General features: G+C 68.1%; 30 protein-coding genes. 9 read left to right on the top strand and 21 right to left on the bottom strand.

The window, feature by feature from the left end:
- Positions 1 to 55: 55 nt before the first annotated feature.
- Together FIV50_RS17150 and FIV50_RS17145 are read right to left on the bottom strand one after the other, a co-directional pair.
- On the bottom strand, positions 56 to 1,363 hold the full coding sequence (locus tag FIV50_RS17150) for a sensor histidine kinase (RefSeq protein ID WP_140038478.1): 1,308 nt from the start codon (positions 1,361 to 1,363) through the stop codon (positions 56 to 58).
- 16 nt (positions 1,364 to 1,379) lie between these two features.
- Positions 1,380 to 2,057, bottom strand: coding sequence for a response regulator transcription factor (locus FIV50_RS17145; protein ID WP_140038477.1), 678 nt, complete (start codon positions 2,055 to 2,057; stop codon positions 1,380 to 1,382).
- A 235-nt stretch (positions 2,058 to 2,292) separates the two neighbouring features.
- On the opposite strand from FIV50_RS17145, the gene FIV50_RS17140 reads away from it, so the two are divergent.
- Positions 2,293 to 2,823, top strand: a complete 531-nt coding sequence (locus tag FIV50_RS17140) for a hypothetical protein (RefSeq protein ID WP_140038476.1) — start codon at positions 2,293 to 2,295, stop codon at positions 2,821 to 2,823.
- A gap of 61 nt (positions 2,824 to 2,884) precedes the next feature.
- Here FIV50_RS17140 and FIV50_RS17135 read toward each other — a convergent pair whose 3' ends face one another.
- From FIV50_RS17135 to FIV50_RS17125, 3 genes are all read right to left on the bottom strand, one after another.
- Complete coding sequence (locus tag FIV50_RS17135; protein WP_140038475.1) at positions 2,885 to 3,091, bottom strand: CDGSH iron-sulfur domain-containing protein; 207 nt, start codon at positions 3,089 to 3,091, stop codon at positions 2,885 to 2,887.
- Entirely contained in the window at positions 3,088 to 4,128 is a 1,041-nt protein-coding gene (locus FIV50_RS17130; RefSeq protein ID WP_140038474.1) for an iron-containing redox enzyme family protein, read from the bottom strand. Before FIV50_RS17130 ends, FIV50_RS17135 begins: the two co-directional genes overlap by 4 nt.
- A gap of 114 nt (positions 4,129 to 4,242) precedes the next feature.
- Positions 4,243 to 4,692 carry a carboxymuconolactone decarboxylase family protein gene (locus tag FIV50_RS17125; protein WP_140038473.1) on the bottom strand — a complete coding sequence of 150 codons (450 nt, stop codon included), beginning with the start codon at positions 4,690 to 4,692 and terminating at the stop codon, positions 4,243 to 4,245.
- A gap of 100 nt (positions 4,693 to 4,792) precedes the next feature.
- Between FIV50_RS17125 and FIV50_RS17120 the strand changes: the two genes are divergently transcribed.
- Positions 4,793 to 4,972, top strand: coding sequence for a hypothetical protein (locus FIV50_RS17120; protein WP_140038472.1), 180 nt, complete (start codon positions 4,793 to 4,795; stop codon positions 4,970 to 4,972).
- Between the two features lie 13 nt (positions 4,973 to 4,985).
- On the opposite strand, the gene FIV50_RS17115 is transcribed toward FIV50_RS17120, so the two are convergent.
- The 3 genes from FIV50_RS17115 to FIV50_RS17105 all read right to left on the bottom strand — a co-directional run bounded on the left by FIV50_RS17115 (position 4,986) and on the right by FIV50_RS17105 (position 7,709).
- On the bottom strand, positions 4,986 to 6,371 hold the full coding sequence (locus FIV50_RS17115; RefSeq protein WP_140038471.1) for an LLM class flavin-dependent oxidoreductase: 1,386 nt from the start codon (positions 6,369 to 6,371) through the stop codon (positions 4,986 to 4,988).
- A gap of 82 nt (positions 6,372 to 6,453) precedes the next feature.
- Entirely contained in the window at positions 6,454 to 7,185 is a 732-nt protein-coding gene (gene pnuC, locus FIV50_RS17110) for a nicotinamide riboside transporter PnuC (RefSeq protein WP_140038470.1), read from the bottom strand.
- On the bottom strand, positions 7,182 to 7,709 hold the full coding sequence (locus FIV50_RS17105; RefSeq protein ID WP_140038469.1) for a GNAT family N-acetyltransferase: 528 nt from the start codon (positions 7,707 to 7,709) through the stop codon (positions 7,182 to 7,184). The genes pnuC and FIV50_RS17105 overlap by 4 nt, the downstream gene beginning before the upstream one ends.
- 82 nt (positions 7,710 to 7,791) lie before the next feature.
- Between FIV50_RS17105 and FIV50_RS17100 the strand changes: the two genes are divergently transcribed.
- Entirely contained in the window at positions 7,792 to 8,697 is a 906-nt protein-coding gene (locus tag FIV50_RS17100) for a serine hydrolase domain-containing protein (protein WP_140038468.1), read from the top strand.
- Positions 8,698 to 8,714: 17 nt separating this feature from the next.
- Here FIV50_RS17100 and sigJ read toward each other — a convergent pair whose 3' ends face one another.
- Positions 8,715 to 9,641 (bottom strand): RNA polymerase sigma factor SigJ, encoded by a 927-nt coding sequence (gene sigJ / locus FIV50_RS17095; protein WP_140038467.1) that lies wholly within the window; start codon positions 9,639 to 9,641, stop codon positions 8,715 to 8,717.
- Between the two features lie 165 nt (positions 9,642 to 9,806).
- On the opposite strand from sigJ, the gene FIV50_RS17090 reads away from it, so the two are divergent.
- Together FIV50_RS17090 and FIV50_RS17085 are read left to right on the top strand one after the other, a co-directional pair.
- Positions 9,807 to 10,559: an SDR family oxidoreductase gene (locus FIV50_RS17090; protein WP_140038466.1), complete on the top strand. Its 753-nt coding sequence runs from the start codon at positions 9,807 to 9,809 to the stop codon at positions 10,557 to 10,559.
- A 67-nt stretch (positions 10,560 to 10,626) separates the two neighbouring features.
- Positions 10,627 to 11,976 (top strand): HNH endonuclease signature motif containing protein, encoded by a 1,350-nt coding sequence (locus FIV50_RS17085; protein ID WP_140038465.1) that lies wholly within the window; start codon positions 10,627 to 10,629, stop codon positions 11,974 to 11,976.
- Between the two features lie 22 nt (positions 11,977 to 11,998).
- On the opposite strand, the gene FIV50_RS17080 is transcribed toward FIV50_RS17085, so the two are convergent.
- Positions 11,999 to 12,916 (bottom strand): DUF808 domain-containing protein, encoded by a 918-nt coding sequence (locus FIV50_RS17080; protein WP_140038464.1) that lies wholly within the window; start codon positions 12,914 to 12,916, stop codon positions 11,999 to 12,001.
- Between the two features lie 151 nt (positions 12,917 to 13,067).
- Here FIV50_RS17080 and msrB point away from each other — a divergent pair, with 151 nt between their 5' ends.
- Together msrB and msrA are read left to right on the top strand one after the other, a co-directional pair.
- Complete coding sequence (msrB, locus tag FIV50_RS17075; RefSeq protein WP_140038463.1) at positions 13,068 to 13,538, top strand: peptide-methionine (R)-S-oxide reductase MsrB; 471 nt, start codon at positions 13,068 to 13,070, stop codon at positions 13,536 to 13,538.
- A complete protein-coding gene (gene msrA / locus FIV50_RS17070; protein ID WP_140038462.1) occupies positions 13,535 to 14,080 on the top strand; it encodes a peptide-methionine (S)-S-oxide reductase MsrA in 546 nt (181 codons plus the stop codon). Before msrB ends, msrA begins: the two co-directional genes overlap by 4 nt.
- 6 nt (positions 14,081 to 14,086) lie before the next feature.
- On the opposite strand, the gene FIV50_RS17065 is transcribed toward msrA, so the two are convergent.
- The 3 genes from FIV50_RS17065 to FIV50_RS17055 form a co-directional block, all read right to left on the bottom strand.
- Positions 14,087 to 14,896: an alpha/beta fold hydrolase gene (locus tag FIV50_RS17065; RefSeq protein WP_140038461.1), complete on the bottom strand. Its 810-nt coding sequence runs from the start codon at positions 14,894 to 14,896 to the stop codon at positions 14,087 to 14,089.
- Positions 14,897 to 15,015: 119 nt separating this feature from the next.
- A complete protein-coding gene (locus FIV50_RS17060) occupies positions 15,016 to 16,467 on the bottom strand; it encodes a catalase (RefSeq protein WP_140038460.1) in 1,452 nt (483 codons plus the stop codon).
- A 64-nt stretch (positions 16,468 to 16,531) separates the two neighbouring features.
- A complete protein-coding gene (locus tag FIV50_RS17055; protein ID WP_056374876.1) occupies positions 16,532 to 16,954 on the bottom strand; it encodes a Fur family transcriptional regulator in 423 nt (140 codons plus the stop codon).
- A 93-nt stretch (positions 16,955 to 17,047) separates the two neighbouring features.
- Between FIV50_RS17055 and FIV50_RS17050 the strand changes: the two genes are divergently transcribed.
- Positions 17,048 to 17,578 (top strand): hypothetical protein, encoded by a 531-nt coding sequence (locus tag FIV50_RS17050; protein ID WP_140038459.1) that lies wholly within the window; start codon positions 17,048 to 17,050, stop codon positions 17,576 to 17,578.
- A gap of 2 nt (positions 17,579 to 17,580) precedes the next feature.
- Positions 17,581 to 18,177, top strand: a complete 597-nt coding sequence (locus FIV50_RS17045) for a class I SAM-dependent methyltransferase (protein WP_258184328.1) — start codon at positions 17,581 to 17,583, stop codon at positions 18,175 to 18,177.
- A gap of 29 nt (positions 18,178 to 18,206) precedes the next feature.
- Here the strand turns inward: FIV50_RS17045 and FIV50_RS17040 are convergent, their stop codons facing one another.
- From FIV50_RS17040 to FIV50_RS17005, 8 genes are all read right to left on the bottom strand, one after another.
- Positions 18,207 to 18,863: a histidine phosphatase family protein gene (locus tag FIV50_RS17040; protein WP_228385721.1), complete on the bottom strand. Its 657-nt coding sequence runs from the start codon at positions 18,861 to 18,863 to the stop codon at positions 18,207 to 18,209.
- A gap of 132 nt (positions 18,864 to 18,995) precedes the next feature.
- The gene (locus FIV50_RS17035) at positions 18,996 to 19,979 is read right to left on the bottom strand and encodes a glycoside hydrolase family 130 protein (RefSeq protein ID WP_140038458.1); all 984 of its coding nucleotides are present in this window, start codon (positions 19,977 to 19,979) and stop codon (positions 18,996 to 18,998) included.
- A gap of 33 nt (positions 19,980 to 20,012) precedes the next feature.
- Entirely contained in the window at positions 20,013 to 20,852 is an 840-nt protein-coding gene (locus FIV50_RS17030) for a carbohydrate ABC transporter permease (RefSeq protein ID WP_140038457.1), read from the bottom strand.
- 2 nt (positions 20,853 to 20,854) lie between these two features.
- Positions 20,855 to 21,820 carry a carbohydrate ABC transporter permease gene (locus FIV50_RS17025; RefSeq protein ID WP_140038456.1) on the bottom strand — a complete coding sequence of 322 codons (966 nt, stop codon included), beginning with the start codon at positions 21,818 to 21,820 and terminating at the stop codon, positions 20,855 to 20,857.
- Positions 21,821 to 21,830: 10 nt separating this feature from the next.
- Positions 21,831 to 23,099 carry an extracellular solute-binding protein gene (locus tag FIV50_RS17020; RefSeq protein ID WP_140038455.1) on the bottom strand — a complete coding sequence of 423 codons (1,269 nt, stop codon included), beginning with the start codon at positions 23,097 to 23,099 and terminating at the stop codon, positions 21,831 to 21,833.
- A 35-nt stretch (positions 23,100 to 23,134) separates the two neighbouring features.
- Entirely contained in the window at positions 23,135 to 24,127 is a 993-nt protein-coding gene (locus FIV50_RS17015; protein ID WP_140038454.1) for a LacI family DNA-binding transcriptional regulator, read from the bottom strand.
- Positions 24,128 to 24,269: 142 nt separating this feature from the next.
- The gene (locus FIV50_RS17010; protein WP_140038453.1) at positions 24,270 to 25,199 is read right to left on the bottom strand and encodes a J domain-containing protein; all 930 of its coding nucleotides are present in this window, start codon (positions 25,197 to 25,199) and stop codon (positions 24,270 to 24,272) included.
- A gap of 74 nt (positions 25,200 to 25,273) precedes the next feature.
- Positions 25,274 to 25,927 carry an IMPACT family protein gene (locus tag FIV50_RS17005; protein WP_140038452.1) on the bottom strand — a complete coding sequence of 218 codons (654 nt, stop codon included), beginning with the start codon at positions 25,925 to 25,927 and terminating at the stop codon, positions 25,274 to 25,276.
- Positions 25,928 to 25,934 lie beyond the last annotated feature (7 nt).

The following is a 25,934-nucleotide window of genomic DNA, read 5'->3' as shown; positions in this document are numbered from 1 at the left end:
GGCCGGGTGCCGATAAGTGCCGGGCCCTGCGGGCGGGCCGGATGCCGAGAGGATGTCAGTCCGAGAGAGGCAGGGTCACCACGAAGCGGGCACCGCCCCAGCGCGAGGCGTCGACGGAGACGGTGCCTCCGCTGGCCGCGGCGATGCCCTGCACGATCGCGAGCCCGAGACCGCTGCCTCCGGCATCCCGGCTGCGGGCCTCGTCGAGCCGCACGAAGCGCTCGAAGATGCGCTCGCGCTCGTCGGCGGGCACCCCTGCTCCGTCGTCCTCGACGGTCACGAACACCCAGGCTTCCTGCGGGATCACGCTGATCGCGACGCGGCCGGCACTGTGCCGGGCGGCGTTGTCGGCGAGGTTGCGCAGCAGCTGGCCGAGCAGACGTGGATCTCCGGTGACCCGGGCCGCACGGATGCCGGACCCGTCGACCTCGACTCCCCGTGACCGCAGCCGGCGCACCTCCCCGAGCGCGAGGTCGTCGAGGTCGATCGCCTCGTCGTGCGTGCCGCCGCCCTCATCGAGGCGGGCGAGCAGCAGCAGCGACTCGACGATGCCCTGCAGCCGGAGACCCTCGTCTGAGACGACCTCGGCCAGTTCGCCGATGCTGGTGGTGGCCGGGTGCGCCTGCGCGAGCTCGGCATGCTGACGGATCGTCGCGAGCGGTGAGCGCAGCTCGTGCGACGCGTCCGAGACGAAACGGCGCTGGGCCGTGGCCGAGGCGTCGAGGCGGTCGAGCATCCGGTTCATGGTGGTCGCGAGCGCCGCGATCTCGTCGGATGACGGGGGCACCTCGACGCGTCGGTGCAGGTGCTCGGCGGTGATCCCGTCGACCTCTTCGCGGATGCGGGCGACGGGCCGCAGTGCTCGGCCGACCACGAGCCAGGTGGTGACGGCGACGAGCAGCAGCAGCAGCGGCACGGCGACCGCGAGCAGCACGGCGACCGTCGACAGCGTCTCGACGCCGTCTTCGATCGAGACGGCGAGCACTAGCGTCTCGTCGTCGTCGAGATCGTCAGAGACGACGAGCATCGGCTCGCCACCGATCGTCGTGGTGCGAGCCTGGTCGGCGAGGGGGAGGGCGGTGGAGCCCAGCTCGTCGCGGGCGTCCTCGCTCGCGGCCCTGACCGCGCCGTCCTCGCCGATGATCTGCACGATCTCGTCGTCGAGAGAGTCGACGCCGCGCTCGCCGCCTGGCCCGCCTCCGGGGCCGTCGAATCGTTCGGCGAGCTCGTCGAGTCGCTGCTCGGCGGCGCGCTCGGCGCTCGCATGGATGCTGGAGCTCAGGATGCCGTAGAACGAGAACGCCCCGATCAGCAGCGCGACGGCCACGACGAGGGTCGCGCCGAGGGTGGTCCTGGCGCGCACCGATCTGAACGCGCGTCTAGCCACCGTCGGCCGCCAATCGGTACCCGGCGCCGCGGATCGTCTCGATCGCCTCGCGTCCGAAGGGCTTGTCGAGCTTGCGGCGCAGGTGGCCGACGTAGACCTCGACGATGTTCGGGTCGCCGTCGAAGTCGTCATCCCAGACACCCTCGATCAGGGCGCGCTTCGACAGCACCTGGCCGCGGTGGCGCATGAGGTGCTCGAGCACGGCGAACTCTCGAGCGGTCAGCGTCACCTGGGTCTCGCCGCGCCACACGTGGTGCGAGGAGGGGTCGAGTTTCAGGTCTCCGGCTTCGAGGATCGCGGGGCGGGCGACTGCACCGCGCCGCACCAGAGCACGGATGCGGGCCACGAGGATCGCGAATGAGAACGGCTTGGTCACATAGTCGTCGGCGCCTGTCTCGAGCGCCTCGACCTGATCCCACTCGCCGTCCTTCGCGGTGAGCATGAGCACGGGCGTCCAGTTCTCCTCGGCGCGCAGCGCCTCGCACACCTTCCACCCGCTCATGCCGGGCATCATCAGGTCGAGCACGATCGCGTCGTACCTCGTCTCGCGCGCACGCCAGAGCCCGTCCACACCGTTGTTCGCGACGTCGACCGCGAAGCCCTCCGCTTCGAGCCCCCGGCGGACGGCGTCGGCAAGACGCACCTCGTCGTCAACCACCAGGATCCGCATTCCTCCAGTGTGGCGGGCGCACGCTGAATCCGCGCTGAAGCCTGTCAGATGGGGCTCATGCGCGCACCCGGGGTGTCCCTCTTGCGCCCTCGGGAGGAGAACCCTCCTACGGGAGGAGAGGATGCCGCTGAGACTCCTCCGGGGCGCAGTTCTCCTCCCGGGGCGCAGATCTCCCGAGGCCACGAGGCAGCGCACACCCTGTTGGCACTGTCCGTCCCATGTGGTTGCATGAGGCATGACCGGAATCCGGGGGGACAGGTCGAGAGGTGCACGTCTGCTTCTCGTCGCCGCGACGATCATGATGCTCGCAGGGTGTGCGACGGCGACCACCGGCCCGCCGGGAGCATCGCCGACGGCAACGCCGACGCCCACCGCAGCGTGCCCGCAGGTCGAGGGCGTCGAGCTGCCGCCGGAGTGCGCGCCGTATGACCCCGAGCACGCGATGGCGCAGAATGACCGCTATCGCGACCGGGTCGACCTCTCGGACGAGAGTCGAGCAGCCGCCGAGCAGCCCGCCGCCGACATACGCACGGCTCTCGAGACGCTCCGCACCTCAGGAGACCTGTCTGTCGAGGCTGTGGAAGACGCGATCGCGGATGCCGGGCTCAGCGGCATCCAGACCCTCGGCGACGAGCGGGCCGTGGCCTTCGGCGTGGCTGCTCCCGAGGGCGGCTGCATCTTCGGCGAGGTCTCGGCGGAGGTTCTCTCGGTCGAGATCGGCGGCGTCATCATGGACGGCGGCTGCCTGCCGGCAGTGGGCCACTGACCAAGAACGACCGGAACTGACCACAACAGCCAGGCGCGGCCGAGATCAGGCGTCGCCGAAATCAGGCGTCCGTGCGGAACCCGGCGGCCTTGTGCGTGCCGTCGCAGAAGGGCTTGATCGTCGAGAGACCGCACCGGCACAGCGCCACCGTGCGGCGCGTCACCTCGATCGGCTCGCCGTCGGAGGTCTCGATCACCGCTGCTCCGCGCACCAGCAGCGGACCGTCGGGGTACGCCGTGATCGTGACGGGATCCTGCGCGCCGCTCATCGCGCGTCCCTCTCTCGCAGCGAAGACTCTCCGCGCGTCCACGAGTCGAGCATGTGCCCGGCCGCCCAGCCGTCGACCGTGAGGCAGGCTGCGGCGCCGAACATGATGTCGGGCAGCAGGTCGGGGCGATCCTCGGCCAGCCCCCCAGCGAGGTCGCGTGCGGCGATCTGCTCGTGCACGGCATCCGCCTCGACGTGCTCGTCGAAGTAGTCGGTCACGTCCTCACTGAAGCCGAGTCGTCGCAGGCCGTCGGCGTAGAACCGGTTCGGGATCGACGAGGTCATCTCGAACGCCGCCAGATGACCGACGATCGCCCCGAGCAGCCGACGGTTGAGACCGAACATCGACATCGAGTTGAGAGAGGCGAGTGTGATCGCCGGCACGTCGTCGACATACGCACCGTAGGTGTCATCGAGGCCGGCGCCGCGCATCGCCCGCGCGAAGATCGTCGCGTGCACGCGGTCGGGGCGCCCTCCGCCGTACTCGTCCGACTGGATCTCGACGAGCGCGGCCTTCGGCCGACCGGTCAGGCGGGGGATCGCCCACGAGTGCGGGTCCGCCTCGCGCAGCGTGTAGATCGAGCGCTGCATGAAGAACTCGTGCATCTGCTCTTCAGTCGCCTTCTTCGCGACGTAGCGCGACAGGCTCGGGCCGGTGTCGGCCTCGGCGAGGGCGAAGAGCGCGCGGCCGACGGCATCCACGGTCGGCTCGGGCAACTCGGGGGCCGGCACGGTCGCCCGCAGCGCCCGCTCGAACGCGTGCTCGAGGATTCCCCGCGTGGCGATCAGCGCCGGGTCCCATTCGAGGGCCGGATCCAGCCCGGGCAGCGATCCGTACGACGAGGCGTACAGCACGAAGAGCGCGAGCTGGATGTCGTCGTCGCGGACGACGTCGTCGCTCATGGCGAGCGCGGCCTCGGCTCGGGCGCCGAGATCGTCGGCGTCGTCTCCGGTCAGTCGACGGATGATGCCGTCGCTGAGCGGGCCGCGGGCGACGATGCCGTGAAGGGCGGACGGAATGAGGGCCGGTGCAGACATGCTCGAAGTCTCGCCCCCGATCCGCCCTCTCGAGAAGGGTCTTGACGGCGACGCATCGGATGCGGAAGGGACGGATGCCGCGACATCCGTCCCTCATGTCATCCAGCCGCCGGATCAGGCGTGCACGGGGTAGTGGCTGCTGATCGCGATGCGGTTCCAGCTGTTGATGACCACGGCGAGCCAGGTCACGGCGGCGATCTGCTTCTCGGTCAGCACGCCATCGACGTCGACTCCGCGATCCGCGAGGCGGCAATGGTCGCCGATCAGGGTCACGTTCTCGGCGATCTGCAATGCGGCCTGCTCCTCGGCCGTGAAGTACTGCGACTCCCACCAGCCCGCGAGCACCGCCAGCCGGTCAGCCGTCTCGCCGGCCTTCACGGCATCGGCGCAGTGCATCCTGAGGCAGAACGCGCACCCGTTGAGCTGCGACGCCCGCACCTTGACCAGCTCGACGAGCAGGGGCGAGAGCCCGGCATCCGTCCCCGCCTCTGCGGCCTTGCCGCTGAACTCCAGCATCGCCTGATACGGGGCTGCATAGACCTTGCCGATGTTGACGTGCGTCACGTCGTCTCCTTCGCTCATGGGGCGCGAGATGCGCCTCCATGAGTACTGACGCCGTAGCCTCCGGATCTGTGACGTCGGCCGCGCCGCCTAGGCTGGAGCCATGAACAAGAACTCGCTCTGGACCATCGTCGGCGTCATCCTCGCCGTGGTGATCGCCTGGTGGATCGTCAGCGCGCTCTTCTCGATCCTGTGGTTCATCGCGAAGCTCGCGATCGTCGCCGTCGTCGCGGTCGTGGTCTTCCTGGTGCTGCGCGGGATGTTCAGCTCGAAGGCCGACTGACCGGCAGCGCCGATCAGGAGACCGGGGCGTTCGCTCCGATCCGATACCGCGCCGCGCGGTGCGTGTCCTGCACGCGGTCGCCCTTTCCCTGCAGCTTGTTGCGCAGCGTGCCTGGCGTGTACTCGTTCGGGTAGACGCCGCGCTCTCGGAGCACCGGGATGACGTGCTCGATCACGTCCTGCCACGTGCCGGGCGTGACCGCGTAGGCGAGGTTGAAGCCGTCGATGTCGGTCTCCTCGACCCACGACTGCAGCTCGTCGGCGATCTCGACGCCCGAACCCACGATGGTGGGCCCGAGGCCGCCGATCGCGTTGTGGCGTCCGAAGTCTCCGACGGTCCACTCGCGCCCGAGGTCGGCCTCCTCCTTGAGGTGCTGCAGCACCGACTGGATCGCGTTGGACTCGACGTTGCCGACCGGCTCGTCCTCGGCGTACTGCGAGAGGTCGACGCCCATCCAGCCAGACATGAAGGTCAGTGCGCCCTCGGGGCTCGCGTACGACAGGTACTCGGCGTGCTTCGCCGCGGCATCCGCGCTGGTGGCGCCCGTGATCACGGTGAGCAGCGTGTAGATCTTCGCGTCGTAGCGGTCTCGACCCGCGTCCTCCAGCGCGTCGCGGATGCGCTTCACGGTGCCGGCGAGCACCTCCTTCGAGGGCGCGGCGACGAAGATCGCCTCGGCGTTCTCCGACGCGAAGCGCACACCGCGAGGGCTGGCTCCTGCCTGGTAGATGACCGGGGTGCGCTGCGGCGACGGCTCGGAGATGTGGATGCCGGGAACGCTGAAGTGCGTGCCCTCGTGGCCGATCGGGTGCACCTTCGACGGGTCGGTGAAGATGCCGCGCTCGCGGTCTTCGACGACGGCGTCGTCTTCCCACGATCCCTCCCACAGCTTGTAGAGCACCTCGACGTACTCGTCTGCATGGTCGTAGCGGTCGTCGTGCGCGAGCTGATCGTGCTGACCCATGTTGCGGGCGGCGCTGGGCAGATAGCCGGTCACGACGTTCCAGCCGACGCGTCCGTTGGTCAGGTGGTCGAGCGTGCTCAGGCGACGGGCGAACGGATACGGATGCTCGAAGGCGGTGCCCGCCGTGATGCCGAAACCGAGGTGCTCGGTGACGGCAGCCATCGCGCTCACGAGCAGGATCGGGTCGTTCACGGGAACCTGCGCGCCGTTGCGGATCGCGGCCTCGTTGGTGCCGCCGTAGACGTCGTAGGTGCCGAGCACGTCGGCGATGAAGATGCCGTCGAAGGTCGCGCTCTCGAGCAGCTTCGCCAGATCGGTCCAGTACGAGATGGTGTTGTACTGACGCGAGCGGTCGTCCGGGTGCCGCCACAGACCGGACGATTGGTGGGCGACGCAGTTCATGTCGAAGGCGTTGAAGCGGATCTGTCGGGTCATGGGGACAAGCAAACCCGCCGAGGTGCCCCGTGTCAGCCCGTGCGACACGGGGCGACACATTCGTGTGCCTGATCCGGCCGGGTCAGTCCCGGTCGCCGTCGACCGTCTTCATGGTGGAGGTGATCGGCCGCGGGTCGGGCATTATCGTCTCGACCTGGGGTTTCGCGTTCGCCTGTGCTCGGCACCAGACCACGAACCCGACCGCGGTGAAGACGCCGTAGAACACGTACATGAGTCCGGTCGCGTAGAAGCCCGAGCTGAACAGCAGCGGCACACCCACGACGTCGACGGCGATCCAGATGAGCCAGAATTCGGTCCACCCCTTGGCCATGCCGTAGGTGGCGAGCAGGGATCCGACGAAGGTCCAGGCATCGGCCCACACCGGTTCCCACGAGCCGAGGGCGCGGAAGAGCGGGGTCAGCGCGATCGTGCCGATCACCATCACGAGCACCAGACCGATGCGGGCGCTGTTCGGCGCCCAGCGCGGAGTGACCCGACCGCCCGACGCCGCGGCCTGCCGCCAGCGCACCCAGCCGTAGATCGCGACGATGATGAACATCACCTGGCGCCCGGCCTGGCCGAGCAGGTGTGGAAGCTCGTGATCGGGATTGAGGATGGATCCGAGGAAGACCGTGAGCAGCAGCAGATTTCCGACGATGCCGACCGGCCACGCCCAGATCTTGCGCTGCATGCCTCCGAGGGCGCTGGCGAGACCGAACGCATTGCCGACCACCTCGCGCACGAGCAGCACCTGGCCGCCTGGCAGCACCCACTGCGAGTTGAAGGCGTCGACCAGCCAGAGGAAGACGTTCACTTCGTCTCGTCGGGGAACGGGCGCTCGTCGAGCACCAGCTGCAGGAAGGTGAGGTCGAGCCAGCGATCGAACTTGGCGCCGACCTGCGGCATGCGCCCGACCTGCATGAAGTCGAGGCGCTTGTGCATGATGATCGATCCCGTGTTGCTGCTCTCGATCGCGGCCACCATGACGTGCTTGCCGAGGCGGCGGGCGCGGTGGATGAGCTCGATCATGAGAGCCTTGCCGATGCCGCGACCCCGGTGGCCGTCGCGCACATAGACCGAGTGCTCGACGGTGTGGCGGTAGCCGCTGTGCGGGCGCCAGTCTCCGAAAGTCGCATAGCCGAGCACACCGGACTCGTCGACCGCGACGATCACCGGGTAGCCCTTCTGCTGTCGATCGCTGAGCCAGGCAGCGCGGTCTTCGACCGTGACGGCCTCTTCGTTCCAGATCGCGGTCGTGTTCAGCACCGCATCGTTGTGGATGGCTGTGATGGCCTCGAGATCGGCGGTCTCGGCATCCCTGATCTGGTGGTCGCTCATCGGGTCTCCTGCATCTGCGCTCGGGTGCGCACTGCACGACGGTAGCAGGATGCCGGGGTGTCGGATGCGGGAGACTGGCGTCATGTCTCTCGCTGAAACGGTTCGCGACCGCATCGTCCACGCGATCGACGAGGAGCAGCTGGGCGCCTACGGACTTCATGTGCTCGTCGGTCACGAGTCCGCACAGCACCGGTGGCGCAGCGACGATCGGGTGAATCTCTACTCGGTGTCGAAGGGAGTGAGCGCACTGGCGGCGGGCATCGCCGTCGACGAAGGCCTCCTGTCGCTCGATACCCGCGCTGTCGACGTGCTGGACGTGCCCGAACTAGGTGCAGGTGCCGAAGCGGTGACGCTCGAGCATCTCCTCACGATGACGAGTGGAATCGACTTCGAGTGGTTCGGGGATCAGGAGGTGCCCTGGCCCGACCTCGCCTTCGAGATGCTCGCTCGACCGAGCAGGGGTGCGGGTGGGCACTTCCAGTATTCGGACGTCAGCACCTACGTCGCCATGAGAATGCTCGGGGCGGTTGTCGGGGATGTGCGGGAGTGGTTGATGCCCCGACTCTTCCAGCCGCTCGGCATCCACAACCCGCAGTGGCTGAGGTGCCCCCTCGGCTGGATCGTCGGCGGAAGCGGACTCGAACTGCGCACGGAGGAGCTCGCGCGGATAGGTCGCGTCCTTCGCGACGGGGGCTGCTTCGGAGACGACCGCATCGTGTCGGAGCGCTGGATCGATCGGATGCACTCCGACTGGGTCTCTTCGGGGGCGAGCGGCCTCTACTCCTCCTACGGACTCGCCGCCTGGCGTGGACCACGCGACGGCTGGCGTCTGGACGGGCGATACGGGCAGTACGTCTTCATCGACGAGGCTGCGAATGCGGTCGTCACGATCACGGCGCACGAGGAGAAGAGCGATCAGCGGCTCGTCGAGATCGCTGCGGATGCCGTAGTCGAAGCCCTGTCAGGCGGGGCGGTGTCGGGTGGCTGACGGCTGATCCTCGGCGCTCACTCCGTGATCTCCTGCTGCGCGGGATTCCAGGAGGTGAGCTTGGCGGGATTGAGGACGACCCAGAGCTGGGTGATCACGCCCGCCTCGACATGCAGGTTCATGACCGAGTGCACCCGCCCTTCGTCGCGGAACACCAGGCCGAGCCCGTCGCCGAACTGCCGCTCCTCGACGATGAAGTGCGGGTTCTTGGTCGCTATCCCGAGCAGGAAGCGCGCGACGTTGTCGGCACCGCTCACGACGTTGCGTGCCGCGCTGACCGCGCCGCCGCCGTCGCTGCGGAGCTCGACATCCGGTGCGAGGAACCGCAGGAGTGCGCCGATCTCGCCGGTTCGTGCGGCATCTTGAAAGGCGCGGACGACTCGGTCGTGCTCGGCGCGGGGCACAGCGGTGGCCCGGTTCTCTCGCACGTGACGACGAGCGGATGACGCGAGCTGCCGCACCGCGGCGGAGGAACGGCCGACCGCCTCGGCGATCTCGTCGAAGGGCACGGCGAAGACGTCGTGCAGCACGAAGGCGACGCGCTCAGCCGGGGTCATCGCCTCGAGCACGACGAGCAGCGCAGTCGAGACGTCGTCGTCGAGGGTGACGCGATCGAGGGGATCTTCAGACGTCGTCGCTGTGCGCGATCCGATCGCTCCCGCGAAGAGCTCGGCCGGAACGGGCTCCGGCAGCCATGGCCCGACGTACTGTTCGCGCCTGCGCCGGGCTGAGCCCAGAAGGTCGAGCGCGACGCGGCCGGCCACGGTCGTGAGCCACCCCGCGGGATTCGCGATCGCCGCGCGTTCCTCCTCGCTGAGCCGGTACCAGCGCAGATAGGTCTCCTGCACGACGTCCTCGGCATCCGTCAGAGTGCCCGTCATCCGGTAGCCGAGGGCGAGCAGGCGTCGTCGTTCGCGGAAGACGTCGTCGAGGTCGTCGTCCATGGGTGTCTCCTCGTGGTGTCGCGCTCGCCGTGCTTTCGTGCGGGTGTCTTCGCAGGATATGACGACGGAGCACGGCGGAGTGTGAGGCCTCACATTCTCGGATGCTGATTCGTCATCTTGTGCAGGAGGCGTGGACGTGCGCCCCGGAGGCAGAGAGGGAGTCGGATGAGGATCGCGGTCGCAGGAGGAACAGGGGTGGTCGGTCGGCACGTCGTGGAGGCCGCGCGGGGTGCGGGGCACGACGTGGTGGTGCTGTCGCGGTCGGCCGGTGCCGATGTGATCACGGGTGCCGGTCTCGATGCGGCGCTGCAAGGGGTGGATGCCGTGATCGACGTCACGAACACGACCACGCTGTCGGCTGCGAAGGCGGTGAAGTTCTTCGAGACGGCGACCCGCAATCTGCTGGCCGCGGCGAACCGGGCGGGCATCGGGCATCACGTCGCGCTGTCGATCGTGGGGATCGATACGATCGACGCCTCGTACTACTCGGGCAAGCTGGCGCAGGAACGAGCCGTGTCTGCGGGGTCGGTGCCGTTCACGATCGCTCGGGCGGCGCAGTTCCACGAGTTCGCGGGGCAGGTGCTTTCGGGGATGTCCGGGCCGGTGGCGGTGATGCCCAAGATGCTCATGCGGCCCGTGGCGGCGCGGGAGGTGGGGGCGCACCTGGTGCGGGTCGCCGAAGCCGGGGCGACCGGGCGTGCGCGGGATCTGGTCGGGCCGCGCGACGAGGTGCTGGTCGATCTGGCCCGGCGGCAATTGGCGTTCGACGGTGTGCGGCGGCGGGTGCTGGGGGTGCGGCTGCCTGGGGCGTATTGGCGCGGGTTGGCCTCGGGGTCACTGCGCGGAGGTGCGGATGCTGTGCAGGGTGAGGTCACGTTCGACGAGTGGCTGAGTGGTGGCGACCATCTGCGTGCGTAGCTTTCATCGGTCCCATCGCATCCCGGCATCTCGCCCGACTTTCGAACATCTGTTCTAAAATAGAGCCATGCCCGCACTCCACCTGACGCCGCTTCTCGAGGCACTCGAGCGCCTCGGCGACACCTGGGGTGACGCTGAGGGAGCAGGGGAGCTGTCTCGCAACGAGCTGCTCGAGACGCATCGTGCGGTGAGCCAGGTGCAACGTTGTCTCGACGGAATCCACGCCGAACTCGCCGCCACGATCGCGTATGAATCACGACCGGAGCTAGGCCCCGAGGGCCTGGCGAAACAACAGGGTTATCGGAGTGCAGCCGCGATGATCGCAGCCACGACAGGCGGGTCGCCGGGAGAAGCGAAGCTCCTCATCTCGGTCGGTCAGGCAGCAGCGCCGCGCACCAACCTGTTGGGCGAGGTGCTGCCCGCGAAATACCCTGCGCTGGCGACAGCGCTCGCCGCGGGGGAGATCTCGGTGCAGGCCGCCGCGCTCATCGTCACGCTGCTCGAGCGGCTTCGCCTGAAAGTCGGCTCGGCTCGGGTCGAAGAAGCCGAGCGGCTGCTCGTCGCCCGTGCCGCGGGGATGTCGCTCGACGACGTCCGCAAGATGCTCGCCCGCGCGGAGGCCTGGCTCGATCCCGACGGCGTCGCCCCGAAAGAGCGAGAGGCGCGCGATCGCCGGTCGCTCACGATGTTCGAGCGTGACGGTTCCTTTCACCTGAACCTGCAGACAGACATCGCCTCGAGTGCGCCCATCAAGGCGGCGATCCAGGCCTACGTGTCCGCGACGTTCCAGGCGCGGATCACTGCGACCGATCCCGATGCACCGGATGCCGATCGTCGCTCGGTCGCGATGATCCAAGCCGACGCGTTGACCGCCATCTGCGAGCACGCGATCGCCTGCGACAACGGCGGGATGCCCGCATCGGGTGCGACTGTGGTGGTGCGCGTGAGCCTCGATCAGCTCACCTCTGGCGAGGGCAGCGCGACGATCGACGGCAGTGACCAGCCCGTGAGCGTCAGCACGTGCCGCCGGATGGCCGCGGGCGGCGGCATCATCCCGGTGGTTCTCGGATCAGCGGGGGAGATCCTCGACTGGGGGCGCGAGAAGCGGCTCTTCACCCGCGCGCAGCGGCTGGCCCTTGTCGAGCGAGACGGGGGATGCGCGATGTGCGGTCTTCCGCCGCAGATGACCAAGGCGCACCACATCAGGTGGTGGGCGCGAGACAGCGGACCCACCGACCTGAACAACGGTGTGCTGCTCTGCGAGTCGTGTCATCACCGCATCCACGACAACGGATGGGACATCCGCATCGATGGTGTCGGTGTCGCCGCGCGGGTGTGGCTCATCCCACCGCCGCACGTCGATCCGGCGAGGACTCCGAGACTCGGGGGCAGGGCCCGCTATGACGTCGCGGCCTGAGGTCGCTCCTGCGGTGTGGGTGTCAGACGTGCACGTCGGCGGGGGATTCCTCGCCCTCGTGGAAGTTCGGCTTCTTGCCGATCAGGCGGCCGATGCCCAGGATGATCCCGACGATGATCAGACCCGCGATCAGGCCCGCGATGGCCGAGAACAGGGTGTCGCCGATCCAGACGATGACACCGCCGAGAGGCTCGAGCATGTGCTCGATGCCGTGCAGGATGTCGGCTCCGAAGTGCACGCCCACCTCGCCGAGGTTCACGAGCAGCAGATGTCCACCGACCCACAGCATCGCGACAGTGCCGAGGATGCTGATGAAGCGGAAGACCGCGGGCATCGAGCGCACGATGCGCATGCCGGTGTGGCGGACGCGTGCGACCGGGTTCTTCGCCATCTTCAGACCGATGTCATCGATCTTCACGAGCAGGGCGACCGCGCCGTAGACGACACCGGTCATGAGCAGGGCGATCACCGCGAGGATCGCGAGCGTGGTCCAGATGTCGAGACCGGCCTCGAGGTTCGCGAGCGAGATCAGCATGATCTCCGTCGACAGGATCAGGTCGGTGCGCACCGCGCCCCACACGAGCTTGTTCTCGTTGCGATCGCTCTCGTCGGCGTGGCCGTGCTGCACCCCGAACCACTCGAGCACCTTCTCGGCGCCCTCGAAGCACAGGTACGCGCCACCGAGGATCAGCAGATAGGGCAGCACCCACGGGGCGAAGGCGGTGAGCAGCAGCGCGATCGGGATGATGATCACGAACTTGTTGGCGAGAGATCCCAGAGCGATCTTCGCCACGACCGGCAGCTCGCGGGCGGGCGTGATGCCCTGCACGTACTGCGGGGTCACCGCGGCATCGTCGATCACGACGCCGGCGGCCTTGGCCGAGGCCTTCATCGCGGCGCTGAGGATGTCATCGACGACGGCGAGCAGTCCAACCGACATGTGCGTCTCCCTGTGGTGTGTGTGGCTGAGCAACTCTATCGACTCCTTTCAAACTCACAGCCCGCTCACAGTCCTGCGGGACCAAAACCGGCGCGCTCCTGGTTCTCCTCTATGACGCTGCAGCCAGCCGCGTCAGACAAGGAGTCAGATCATGTCGAACGAGTACAGCAAGAACCCCGCGGCGGTCAGCGACCTCACGCACCTGCAGTACGAGGTGACGCAGGAAGACGCCACCGAGCCGCCCTTCCGCAACGCGTACGGGAACAACCACGACCACGGCATCTACGTCGACGTCGTCTCGGGCCAGCCGCTCTTCGCGTCGACCGACAAGTTCGACAGCGGCACCGGATGGCCGAGCTTCACCAAGCCCATCGAGGCCGATGCCGTGACCACGCGCACCGACCGCACGCTGTGGATGAAGCGCACCGAGGCGCGGTCCAGCGGGGCCGACAGCCACCTCGGGCACATCTTCGACGACGGACCCCGCGACGCCGGAGGGCTCCGGTACTGCATGAACTCCGCGGCCCTGCGCTTCATCCCGGCTGACAGCCTGGAAGATGAGGGGTACGGTCGCTACCGTCACCTCTTCCCCACCACCCCCACCTCTGAGGAGCAGTCATGACCGACACCGGAACCATCACCCGCACCCCCGGAGCCGAGACCGCCGTGCTCGCCGGTGGCTGCTTCTGGGGCATGGAAGACCTCATCCGCCGCCAGCCCGGCGTGCTCGACACCCGTGTCGGCTACACCGGCGGCAGCAACGACCATGCCACCTACCGCAACCACCCCGGGCACGCCGAGGCCGTCGAGATCGTCTTCGACCCCACCAAGACGACCTACCGCGACATCCTCGCGTTCTTCTTCCAGATCCACGACCCCTCGACCAAGGACCGCCAGGGCAACGACATCGGCTCGAGCTACCGCTCGGCGATCTTCCCGCTCAGCCCCGAGCAGGAGGCTGTCGCGCGCGACACCATCGCCGACGTCGACGCCTCGGGTCTGTGGCCGGGCAAGGCCGTGACCACGATCGAGCCCGCGGGCCCGTTCTGGCAGGCCGAGGAAGAGCACCAGGACTACCTGATCAAGTACCCCAACGGCTACACCTGCCACTTCCCGCGTGCGGGATGGGTGCTGCCGAAGCGCGAAGAGAACGCGACGGTCTGACGGAGGTCAGCTCGCCTGCAAGAAAGCCAGCGCTGCTTCCTTGAAGGCACGGGATCCCGGAGCGTTGAAGTGATTGCGGTCCGGGATCTCGAAGAACTGGCCCTGAGGGGCAGCGGTGGCGAGTGCGCGCGAGCCCTCGATGATGGCGTCCTTCGACCCCGTCGCGAACAGGATCGGGCTCGCCGGGGCATTCGACGGATCCGGGTCGATCGTCCGTGACGACCGCAAGCCCGCGGCCAGCGCCACGAGTGCACCGAGGTCATTGCCCGGCACGCGCTCGGTCAGTGTGATGTAGTTCTGCGTCGTCGGATCCGACACAGGCGTGCCGTCGGCCAGATACGCGCGCACCTGATCGAGATCGAGTCGGGCGAGAGGGATGCCGTCGGGCACCCCGCCGAGCACGGCACGGCCGATGCGATGCGGAAGATCGCGCACGACCTCCCAGCCGACGCGCGCGCCGAGCGAGTATCCGACATAGACCGCTTCATCGACGAGGTACGCGTCCATGACCGTCTCGACATCGGTCGCGAGGGTGCGAATGCCGTAGGCATCGGCCTGGTGCGGCTTCTGGCTGAGGCCATGGCCCCGCTGGTCGAGCGCGAGCACCCGGTAGCCGGCCTTGGTGAGCTCACGCACCCAGCCCGTGAGCACCCAGGTGTCGCGGGCGCTCGACGCGAAGCCGTGCACGATGACCACCACCGGAGCGTCGATCTCGCCCCACGTGTACGTCGCGAGGCGAGTGCCGTCAGCGGAGTACACCTGCTGGGGGTCGGGCATGTTGGTCAGGTCGGAGAGAGGAACAGCCACGGCATCCATTGTCCTCCTCCTCCTGCCCTCGCACACAGACCGGGGGCCGACACGCCAGTTGTCGAACGGACCCGCCGAAGCGGTTCGTCGTCTGGTGTGTCGGCCCCCGGAATGGTGGCAGCTGCGACTCAGAAGCGAGCGCGCAGAGCGTCACCGAGCGATTCGTCGACGTTCGTCCAGTACTGGAAGAAGCGCTCGCGGATCGCGTCGATCGTGATGGCCTGTCCCTGACCGGTCAGCGTGTCGAGGAAGCGCGCGCGCTGCTCGTCATCGAAGACCGTGCGGTACAGCGTGCCCGCCTGACCGAAGTCGTCGTCATCGAGGTGCAGGGTGGCCGCGGCGCGGATCAGCTCGCCATCCGACTCCCAGCTCGCCTCGACGCCGGCAGCCGGGTCAGCGGTCGGGCCGCCCGCCGGGCCATACGAGTTCGGCGTGTAGACGCGATGCTCGGCCGGGTTGAACTTGTACTGCATCTGGCCCTCGTGCATGTAGTTGCGCACCTCGGCCGCATGCGGCTGGTTGACCGGAAGCTGGTTGTAGTTCGCGCCGATGCGGTAGCGCTGTGCGTCGGAGTACGCGAACACGCGAGCCATGAGCATCTTGTCGGGCGAGATGCCGGTGCCGGGAACCTGGTTGCCGGGCGAGAAGGCGGCCTGCTCGATCTCGGCGAAGAAGTTCTGCGGGTTGCGGTCGAGCGTGAACGTGCCGACCTTGATGCGCGGGTAGTCCTTCTTCGACCAGGTCTTCGTCAGGTCGAACGGGTTGAAGCGGTAGGTCTTGCCCTCGTCGTAGGGCATGACCTGCACGTAGACATCCCACGAGGGGGCATCGCCGCTCGCGATCGCGTCGAACAGGTCGCGACGGTAGTAGTCGGCATCCGACCCTGCGAGCTTCTCGGCCTCTTCGGCGCTCATCGCCTCGACGCCCTGCTTCGACAGGAAGTGGTACTGCACCCAGAAGCGCTCGCCTGCGGCGTTGACCCACTGGTAGGTGTGCGAGCCGTAGCCGTTCATGTGGCGCCAGCTGCGCGGCAGGCCACGGTCTCCCATCAGGTACGTGACCTGGTGGGCGGACTCGGGGGAAAGGGTCCAGAAGTCCCACTGCATGTCGGCGTCGCGCAGACCCGAGTCGCCGAGGCGCTTCTGCGAGTGGATGAAGTCGGGGAACTTCATGGCGTCGCGCAGGAAGAAGGTCGGGGTGTTGTTGCCGACGATGTCGAGGTTGCCCTCGGGCGTGTAGAAGCGCAGCGCGAAGCCGCGCACGTCGCGCCAGGTGTCGGGCGAACCCTGCTCGCCGGCGACCGACGAGAAGCGCAGCAGCGTCTCGCTCTGAGCGCCGGGCTGGAAGGCTGCGGCACGCGTGTAGGCCGACACGTCTTCCGTCACGGTGAAGGTTCCGAAGGCTCCGCCGCCCTTGGCGTGGGGGTTGCGCTCCGGCACGCGCTCGCGGTTGAACGACGCGAGCTTCTCGACGAGGTAGCGGTCGTGCAGGACCGTGGGTCCGTCTGCTCCGACGGTGAGCGAGTGGGCGTCGCTCGCGACGGGGGTGCCCGTCTGGGTGGTGGTCGATGGGTCGGTCATGTTCTTCTCCTTCTGCGCGCAGCGACGACGATCGCCCCGGGTGCCCGGGATCGGGCGGCGGATGCTACTGCGCGGCGTTCTGGCAACTGGGGCACAGGCCCCAGAAGGTCACTTCGGCTGTCTGGACGGTGAATCCCCCCGCCGAAGACGGGGTGAGGCACGGCGCTTCGCCGACGACGCAGTCCACATCGCCGATCGCACCGCACTGGGTGCACACGATGTGGTGATGGTTGTCGTCGATGCGCCGCTCATAGAGCGCCGCGGAGCCTGCCGGTTCGATCCGGCGGATCAGACCCGCCGTCGTCAGGTCCGCGAGGATGTTGTGCACCGACTGGATCGACGTCGTCGGAAGCACGTCGGAGACGGCACGGAAGACCCGCTCCGCATCCGTGTGGGCCATGGATTCCAGGGCCTCGAGCACGGCGACGCGGCCCGCCGTCGCGCGCAGCCCGGCACCGCGAAGTGCCGAGTCGAGTTCTGTCTCCATGCCTCGACTCTAGCGACTCTTTTGAGTAACTCAAAAGAACGGCGTGTCGGCCGCGCGGGTTGCATCCTGCACACGCGCACGTAGCGTGAAGGGATGTCTACGAGAAGAGCGGTGACCGTGGGACTGATCTTGATGGCGGGGGTGGCGCTCGCCGGATGCACTGGCGAACCCTCAGGGTCAGCCGAAGAATCGCCGTCGCCTTCCGCCTCGGCGTCGAGCCCCGCACCGAGCGCCACTCCCGACGCCGAGGGGGATGAAGCACTGCTCCCCGTGCCCGTCGAGGAGATCGCCGACTGGGCGAAGACTGCCGTTCCCGGCGGAGACGCCGACGGATATGTCTTCGGGTTCTCCGGGTGGATGAGCGAGAACAGTTCGGCCAACGACGTGACGACCTTCACGTCACTCCCGGCGGGGTCTTACCAGGCTCAGTTCGCCTGCAGGGGTGACGGCACCATCACACTCGTGACCAGCGAACTGGACGAGGGAGCCCGATCGGAGCCGATCGTGTGTACGAACGAGACGATCGCCTTCGACGTCACGACCGCGCGCACCGGAGTTCGGTTCGAACTCGCTCTCGAGGGCGCGCCCACGGTCCACGCGATGTCCCTCCAGCGGATGAGCTGAGCGTGCCCGAGGACATGAGGGCGCTGTGGAACCGCGAGGCCGAAACCTTCGACGAAGCCCCGGACCACGGTCTCCGAGACCCTGTCGTCCGCCGTGCCTGGGCCGATCTTCTGCTTCCGATGATCGGGTCACCGGGGCGCCGTGTTGCCGACCTCGGATGCGGCACGGGCACTCTCTCGACTCTCCTGGCTGTCGAGGGCCAGCACCTCGTTCACGGCGTCGACTTCTCTCCGGAGATGGTTCGACGGGCTCGCGAGAAGACCGCGCAGGTCGACCCGCGGCCGTTTTTCACGGTGGCGGATGCGGCGGAGCCGCCACTGCCGGCCGCGACCTTCGATGCGGTTCTCTGCCGTCACGTGCTGTGGGCGATGCCCGACCCCTCCGAAGCCCTGGCGAGATGGAGTGAGTTGCTCGTGCCGGACGGCGTGCTGATCCTGGTCGAGGGGTTGTGGAGCAATGGTGTGGGTCTACCCGCTGCCGAGTGCGTTCGGCTCGTGAAGCAAGTCCGCAGCGATGTCGAGCTTCGGCTGCTGGACGACGACGAATACTGGGGCGGACCGACGAACGACGAGAGGTACGTCATCCGCAGTGCCCGGTGAAGACACCTGTGGAAGCGTGATCTGACCAGTCAGGACTCCGACGGCGCGAGCGGCAGCTCGAGGCCGTAGTTCCACGTCAGGATCGCCGGCTGCTCGCGGTAGAAGCTCAGCACCGACACCGATCCGGCGTCCAGCGTGATCTGAGCGCCGAAGCGCGGAGCTAGGCGCAGGTAGACCGCGGTGAGGATGCGGAGGAAGTGCCCGTGCGCGACCAGCGCCACATCACCCTCGGTCAGTTTCGGCAGAACGCGGGTGAGCACGCGGGATGCGCGGGCCGCGACCTCCTCGACGGTCTCGCCCGGCGTCGCGCCGCGGATCACGCCGTGGGTGAATGCGCTCCAGTCGTAGCCGAGTTCTTCGCGGATGTCCTTCGTCGTGCGGCCCTCGTATCCGCCGTAGTCCCACTCGACGAGCAGCGGATCGATCTCGGCGTGCAGACCGGCGAGCTCGGCCGTGCGCCGGGCGCGCTCGAGCGGTGAGGACAGCACGAGCGAGAAGTCGTAGTCGGCGACCAGCTGGCCGGCACCGCGGGCGAGATCCTCGCCCCGGGCCGTGAGCGGGATGTCCGTGAGGCCGGTGTGCAGGCCGGCCTTCGACCACTCGGTCTCGCCATGGCGCAGGAGCACGAGCTTTCCCGTCGGGTTGTCGGGCGCGGGACGGTCGGGCAGCTGGTCGTACACGGGGATCGCAGGCACACCGCAACCGTAGCCCGACGTCGGGGCTCCGGTCACCGGGTGATCGTGAACCCGCCGCCGCGCACCCGCACTTTCCCGCCGCCCACGGCGGTCAGGAACGTGCGGCGCGAGATGCCCATGTCATCACTCCTCGCCGGCATCCCGCAGTGCGCGGCCCCACGGCTGAGCGGGGTCGTGGATGGCGACGGCCAGCGTCGTGTCGGACTGCCCGTAGTACGCGAACCACCTGCCCTGGAACTTCACGAGTCCCTCGACGAACGTGACGTTCGAGACGAGACCGTGCATGTCCTCGAAAGTCTGCGGACGCAGCCATGGCTCCTGCAACCGCGCGAGCACCTTCGTCGGCTCGTCGGGGTCGATCGCGATCTGCCCGCAGCGGTAGTCGACGTCGACCGAACCGTCGGCGTGCACCGTGCGCGTCGCCCCGTTCGTGAGCATGACGAGCAGGCCGTTGTCTGTGACGCCCGGCGATGTGCCGATCTCGACGAGCGCCTCGTCCCACGTGCCGGCAGTAGGGGAGTACATCGGCTCGGTGTCGGCGGTGCCCGGCGTCCAGTGGATGAGATCGTCGCTGGTCGCCCAGTAGATCGCACCCTCGCCGAAGTACATCCACCACTTGCCGTGCATCTTCTGCGGCACGATGACCCCGGCCTTCGACCAGTTGAACCCGCGGGGGTCCATGGTCTTGAACGTGTCGAAGTCGTCGAACAGCGGGCCGTGCTTGGTCCAGGTGCGCAGATCGGTCGAGGTCGCGAGGCACAGTTGCGCGCTGCGCCGATCCCAGCCGGTGTAGGTGAGGTAGTAGGTGCCGTCGATCAGCGCGATGCGCGGATCCTCGCATCCGTAGCGCTCGTAGTCCTCGGAGGGGGAGAGGATGGGGGCGTCCTCTCGGGTGAAGTTCACGCCGTCGCTCGAGCGGGCGATGCCGATGTGCGACACGATGTCGTCGGCGTGCGCCCGGTAGAGCAGCACCACCTCGTCGCCGTCGACGAGGGCCGCAGGGTTGTAGAGATTCGCCGACTCCCAGCTGTCGCCCTTCGGGCGCAGGATCGGGTTGCCCTCGTAGGGGGTGAACGGGCCGAGGGGGAAGGATGCTCCGGTGAACATGGGGGTCCTTTCTGGGGGACTGGGGAGGGCGGATCAGCCCTTGACGGCCGCACCGAGGTCGGTGGCCCGGAAGAAGCGTTGGAAGACGATGAAGAGGATCACGACGGGGAAGGCCAGCGCGGTCGCACCCGCGAGGATCGCTCCGTTCGGGTTCGCCGTGGACTGCGCGACATTCGAGATGTAGTTCGCGAGAGACACGGCGAGCGGTTGCAGCGATGCGTCCTTCGTGATGAGGAACGGCCAGAGGAACTCGTTCCACGGACCGATGAAGGTGACGAGCACGACCGTCACGAGCACCGGCTTGATCAGCGGGATCGCGACCGAGGTCAGCAGGCGGATCTCCCCTGCGCCGTCGATGCGGGCGGCCTCGAAGATCTCGACGGGCAGCGCCTTGAAGAACTGCACGAAGATGAACACCGCCGTGGTGTTGATGAGGAACGGCAGGATCATGCCCATATACGAGTCGCCGAGCCCGTAGTTGCGGGTGATCTGCACGTACAACGGGATCATCAGCAGCTGGAAGGGCACCATCTGCACCAGCAGCATGAGCACCCAGATGACGCCGCGACCTCGGAAGTCGAGTCGCGCGATCGCGTACCCGGCGAGCAGGCCGAACACGACCGTTCCCAGCAGTACGCCGGCCGTGAAGATCAGCGAGTTGAGCAGGGAGCCGGCCAGGTCGATGCGGGAGTCGATCGCGAGGAAGTTGTCGACCGTCCATCCGCTCGTCGGGAAGAGCTCGTTCGGCGAGTTCGTCGGGTTCTCCTGGAACGCCCCGACCAGCATGAAGTAGAACGGGAAGGCGAAGCCGATCGCCGCGACCGTGAGCAGGATCAGGCTCAGGATGCGGGGAAGTGAACGCTGGCGTCTCATGGTCATCGCTCCCTGGTGGCACGGTTGGCGGCGAGCGACAGCATGCCGACCAGGATCACGAGGATCATGCCGATCGCTGCCGCGGTGTCGGGATTCTGCTGCTGGATGCCCAGCTGATAGATCAGCAGCACGGGTGTCGAGGAGGCGCCGTCGGGGCCGCCGCCGTTCGTCAGCAGGTACGGCTCGGTGAAGAGGTTCGCTCCGGTGATGATCGACAGGATCAGCACGAGCGTGGTGGCGCTGCGCACACCGGGAACCGTGACGTTCCAGAAGCGCGAGAACGCGCCGGCACCGTCGGTCTCGGCCGATTCGTAGAGCTCTTTCGGCACGTTCTGCAGCGCTGCGAGGTACAGCAGGATGTAGAAGCCCAGCTGCTTCCACGTGACGTACAGCGCGATCATCGGCATCGCGAGACCGCTGTTCACCAACCATGACGGATCGGGGGCGAGTGGCCCGAGGATCGTGTTGATCAGACCGTTGCCCGAGAACAGCAGCATCCACACTCCGACGAGCGAGACGCTCGCCGTCAGATACGGCACGTAGAACGCCACGCGGTAGGCGGCGACCCAGCGGATGCCGGTGTTCAGCGCCGCCGCGAGCACGAGCGAGAGCACGGCGGTGAGCGGCACGTTGATGACGAGGAAGATCAGGGTGTTGCGGAACGATCCGAGAACCCTCGGGTCGGTGAGCACGGTCACGAAGTTGTCGAAGCCCACGAACGGTCGCTCGACTTCGACGTTGGGGGCCGTGAAGAAGTAGTCGTGGAAGGCGATGTAGACCGCGAATCCCAGCGGGAACGCGAAGATCGCCAGCACGAAGATCAGGTACGGCAGGGCGAACAGGCCGCCGATCGGTTGCGCACCCAGGAGTCGGGTGCGCAACCGCGCCCTCGGTGGCCGGCCCGCGGACGGGGCCGGGGCTGCAGTGCCCCCGGCCACGTCCGCGACGGCGTCGTCTCGGAGCGTCATGACGGGCTCATCACTCGGCGACGAGGTCGTCGATCTTCGTCGTGGCGTTCTTCAGGAAGTCGTCGACCGACTCCTTGCCGAAGATCACGGCGGCGGAGTACTCGTCGCGGAAGGCCTGCCAGGCCTCGACCGAGTTGGGGATGCTGGGCACGTCTGCCGTGGCCTCGGCCTGCTCGGCGAACGCCACGTAGTTCGGGTTCGCGTCGAAGTAGTCGGCGTAGGTCTCGGTGAGGTCGGTGCGCATCGGCATCTGGCCCGTCGCCTCGAGCAGCTGTCCGTCGCTGTCGACGCTCGTCGAGAACTTCAGGAACTCCCACGCGGTGCCCTGGTTCTCGCACGCGGTGAACATCGACACGCTCTTCGAGTCGGCGAAGGTGGTCGGGTTCTCGCGGCCGTCGCTCGTCGGCACGGGCATGAACCCGACGTCGACGGTCTCGGCATACGACGGGATGGCCCACGGGCCGGCGAGCTGCATCGCGGTCGTGCCGGCCGACATCGCGTCATCGGTCGAGGCCTCGTTGGGCGAGAGCTTCTCGTCGTAGAAGGTCTTCCAGAACTCGGCGACCTCGCGCCCGGCATCCGAGTCGACCGTCGCTGTGCCGTCTTCGACGAGCATCGTGCCGTCGGTCTCGGCGAGATAGAGCGGGTAGAAATCGAACCAGGGCTGGTAGAACTCGCTGGTCGGCGCCGGCCAGATCGCGCTCTGCACGCCGGATTCCACGATCGCCCGTGACCCGGCGAGGAAGTCGTCGTACGAGGCCATCTGGGGGTCTTCGGGGTCGATGCCCGCCGCCTCGAAGAGGGCTTTGTTGTACATCACCATGACCGGGTTCGACTTCCACGGCAGCTGATAGAAGCTGCCGTCGGTCGCGTACGAGTCGACCTCTCCACCGCGCTCGGTGATGTAGTCGCTGCCGCCCTCCATGGAGCTGAGGTCGACGAGTCCGCCCTGCTTGACCCAGCCTGAGACCGCAGCCGGAGCCACGTTGTAGACGAGGCACGGCGCGGTGCCGGCGGTGATGGCCGCGGTGATCGCCTCTTCCGACGACGAACCGGCGGGGATCTCCTGAGCGTTGACCTGCTCGTCGGGGTGCTCGGCGTTCCAGGCGTCGACCACGGCGGTGCCCCAGGCGACCTCCTGTTCGTTGTTCGACAGCCAGATGTCGATCGAGCCGGTGCCCTCGGCCGAGGCATCGCCGCCTCCGCCACCGGACGAGCAGCCGGTGGCGACCAGTGCGACGGCTCCCAGGAGCGCTGCTGCGCGGATCTTCTTCTTCATGTTGTCCTCCTTGACGCGATGGTTCGGGCGATCGTCTAGCGGGTGGTGCTCTCCCGGAAGTGCACGACGTTGCAGTCGACGACCTCTGTGCGCGGCTCGGCACCGAGGATGTCGGCCTGCAGCAGGCGGGCGGCGGCGCGTCCTCGCGCGGCAGGGCCCGATGAGACGCTCGTCAACGCGGGGGAGAGATGAGCCGAGAGGTGGTCGTCGTCGAAGCCGGCGATCGCGAGATCCCGGGGGATGCTGAGGCCGCTCGACCGTGCGAATGACAGCCCGGCGATCGCCATGGTGTCGTTCGAGTACAGGATGGCGGTCGGGCGCTCGGGCAGCGCGAGCAGTTCGGCGGTGCGCTCGCGGCCGCTCGAGGCGGTGAAGTCGCCTTCGCGCAGCAGAGCATCGCCGCCCACGGCGGCGATGTAGGCATCAGCCCGCACCCGCGAGTGCACGTAGTCGAGCGGACCCGAGACGTGCGCGATGCGCTCATGCCCCTCGGTGCGCAGGTGAGCGATGATCTCGCGCACGGGTGAGTCGTCATCGGTGCGCACGCAGGAGAACCTGGTCGGCTGCTCGTAGGCGCCGACCAGCACCGACGGGAGGTCGAGCTCTTCGAGCAGCGGCACGCGCCAGTCATCGTTCCTCAGGTCGAGCAGCAGGGCGCCATCCGCGCGACCGTGACTGAGCGACCGGTAGGCCCGCTCTTCGGCTGCGCGATCGGGAACCACCTGCAGGATCAGGGCGGTCTCGGTCTCGGCCAGCACCGACTCGACACCGGCGATGAACGCGGGGAAGAACGAGTCGTTCGCGATGACCTCAGGGTCTCGGGCCAGCACCACCGCGATCGCGTTGGCCTTCTGGGTGGCCAGCGCGCGGGCGCTCTGGCTCGGCACCCAGTTGAGCTTCTCGGCGGCGGCGAGCACCTTGGCCCTGGTGTCGTCGGAGATGGGCCGCTTGCCGCTCATCGCGTGCGAGACGGTGGCCTTGGTGACGCCGGCTTCGCGGGCGACGTCGGCGATCGTCGTGCGGCTCATGCCACCTCCTCGTGGAACATCGGGCTGACCATCGGCATCCGGCCAGCAGGATTTAACCGGTTTGACGAATGCGGGTGAGGCGAGTGTAAACCGGTTTGACGATCGCGGTCAAGAGCTCCTCTCGATCTCAGGAGGCCCCGCGTCAGACGAAGGTGACGGTCTGCTGCAGTCGGGTGCGCACGTCGAAGAGCTCGTTGCCGCCGATGGCACGGGCGCCGGGGACTCCCTGGCGCAGCACCATCGAGAGCGCGCTGCGACGCACGACCACGACGGGCACGCCGCGGCTGCTGCCCAGCGGCGTGACAGCCTGGGCCAGATCATCGTCGGGGAGCACCATGATGAGTCCGCCGAACTTCACGCGGGCGGCCTTGGCGACGGTGCGCATGCGCGCGAGAGCGGCGGTGACGGGCGCGCGTGTGCCGAGGCTCGGGCCGGTGATCTCGCCTCGCCGGAACCCGACGACCCCGCCGAAGTCCTCCGACATGATGCCGTAGAGGCCGGACGGGCTGAGCACGACATGGTCGAGCTTGTCGTCGGCGTCCGCTCCTGTGGCCACGTCGTGCCACACCGTGAAGCCCATGCCGAGCGCGCTCACCGTGCGGGCGGTCGCCTCTTCGGCGAGAGCATCGGCCAGCAGGCGACGCAGGTCACGTGGGGCCGAGCGCACGAGCGCAGGGTCATAGGGGTCGGGCACCTCGACGCCGCGGCCGGCCCATTCGCGGATCAGCGACAGGTAGCGCTCTCGGCGCCAGCCGCCCGGGTGGCCGTACGACCGTGCCCGGGGGCGGGTGTCGGTGCGGGCTGCCGACTGCGGGCGCCAGCCGTTCCACTCCGGTTCGGCCGGGATGCCGGGGTGCGCGCCGGAACGGCGGTCGTAGGCCGCGCGGCCCTCGGGGGTGCCGATCAGCTCCCACGCCCGCTGCACCTGGATGAACACGGCGGCGTCGCCACCCGTGTCCGGGTGCGTCTGGCGCAGGCGACGACGGTAGGCGCGCCGCAGCTCGTCGTCGTCGACGGTCGGGTCCACACCGAGGATCTCGTAGGCAGAAGCCGAGAGCGGGCTGTCGAACATCGCTCTCCTTCCGAGATCGCGGCATCCAGAATATCCGGACGCTGTTGTGGATCAGCCGGGCGCCGCGGTCGAGGTCAGGCCGGCACGTCCACGACGCGCTCGACGCCGATCACCGGCACCACGGAGCCGGCGGATGCCGCGGCGATGTCATCCGCGAGTCGCTCGAGCTCCTGCGCGGGCACCCACACCTCGAATGTGGCCAGCGCCCCGTAACGCGGATCACCGAGCGTCGCGCCGTGACGCGGCACCCAGTCGCGCAGAAGGTTGTCGAAGCGTCCGGCATCCGCCTGTGCGACGTCGATCGTCACCTGAGTGAGGGACTGCCGGTGCACGAGCGATGCGAGATCGAAGGTCTCCGAGACGGCCGACGAGTACGCGCGCACGAGCCCGCCGGCACCGAGCTTCACGCCGCCGAAGTAGCGGGTCACGACGGCGACGACGTCGGTCAGCTCTCGCCGTCGCAGCACCTCGAGCATCGGCACCCCCGCAGTGCCGGACGGCTCGCCGTCATCCGACGAGCGCGCCTGATCGCCGAGCAGACCGGTGACCATCGCGGTGCAGTTGTGCCGCGCATCCCACCACTGCTTGCGGATGCGCGCGATCACGGCATCCGCATCCTCGACCGAGGCGACCGGCTCGACCCGTGCGATGAACCGCGACTTCTTGATGACGAGTTCGTGCTCCACGGGTGCGGCGATCGTGGCCGGGTAGCTGCGGGGCGGAGTCATCCGCCTC

Origin of the sequence: Microbacterium foliorum (genome assembly GCF_006385575.1) — a bacterium.
Taxonomy (GTDB): Bacteria; Actinomycetota; Actinomycetes; order Actinomycetales; family Microbacteriaceae; genus Microbacterium; species Microbacterium foliorum_B.
This window is presented reverse-complemented; position numbering and strand designations above follow the sequence as displayed.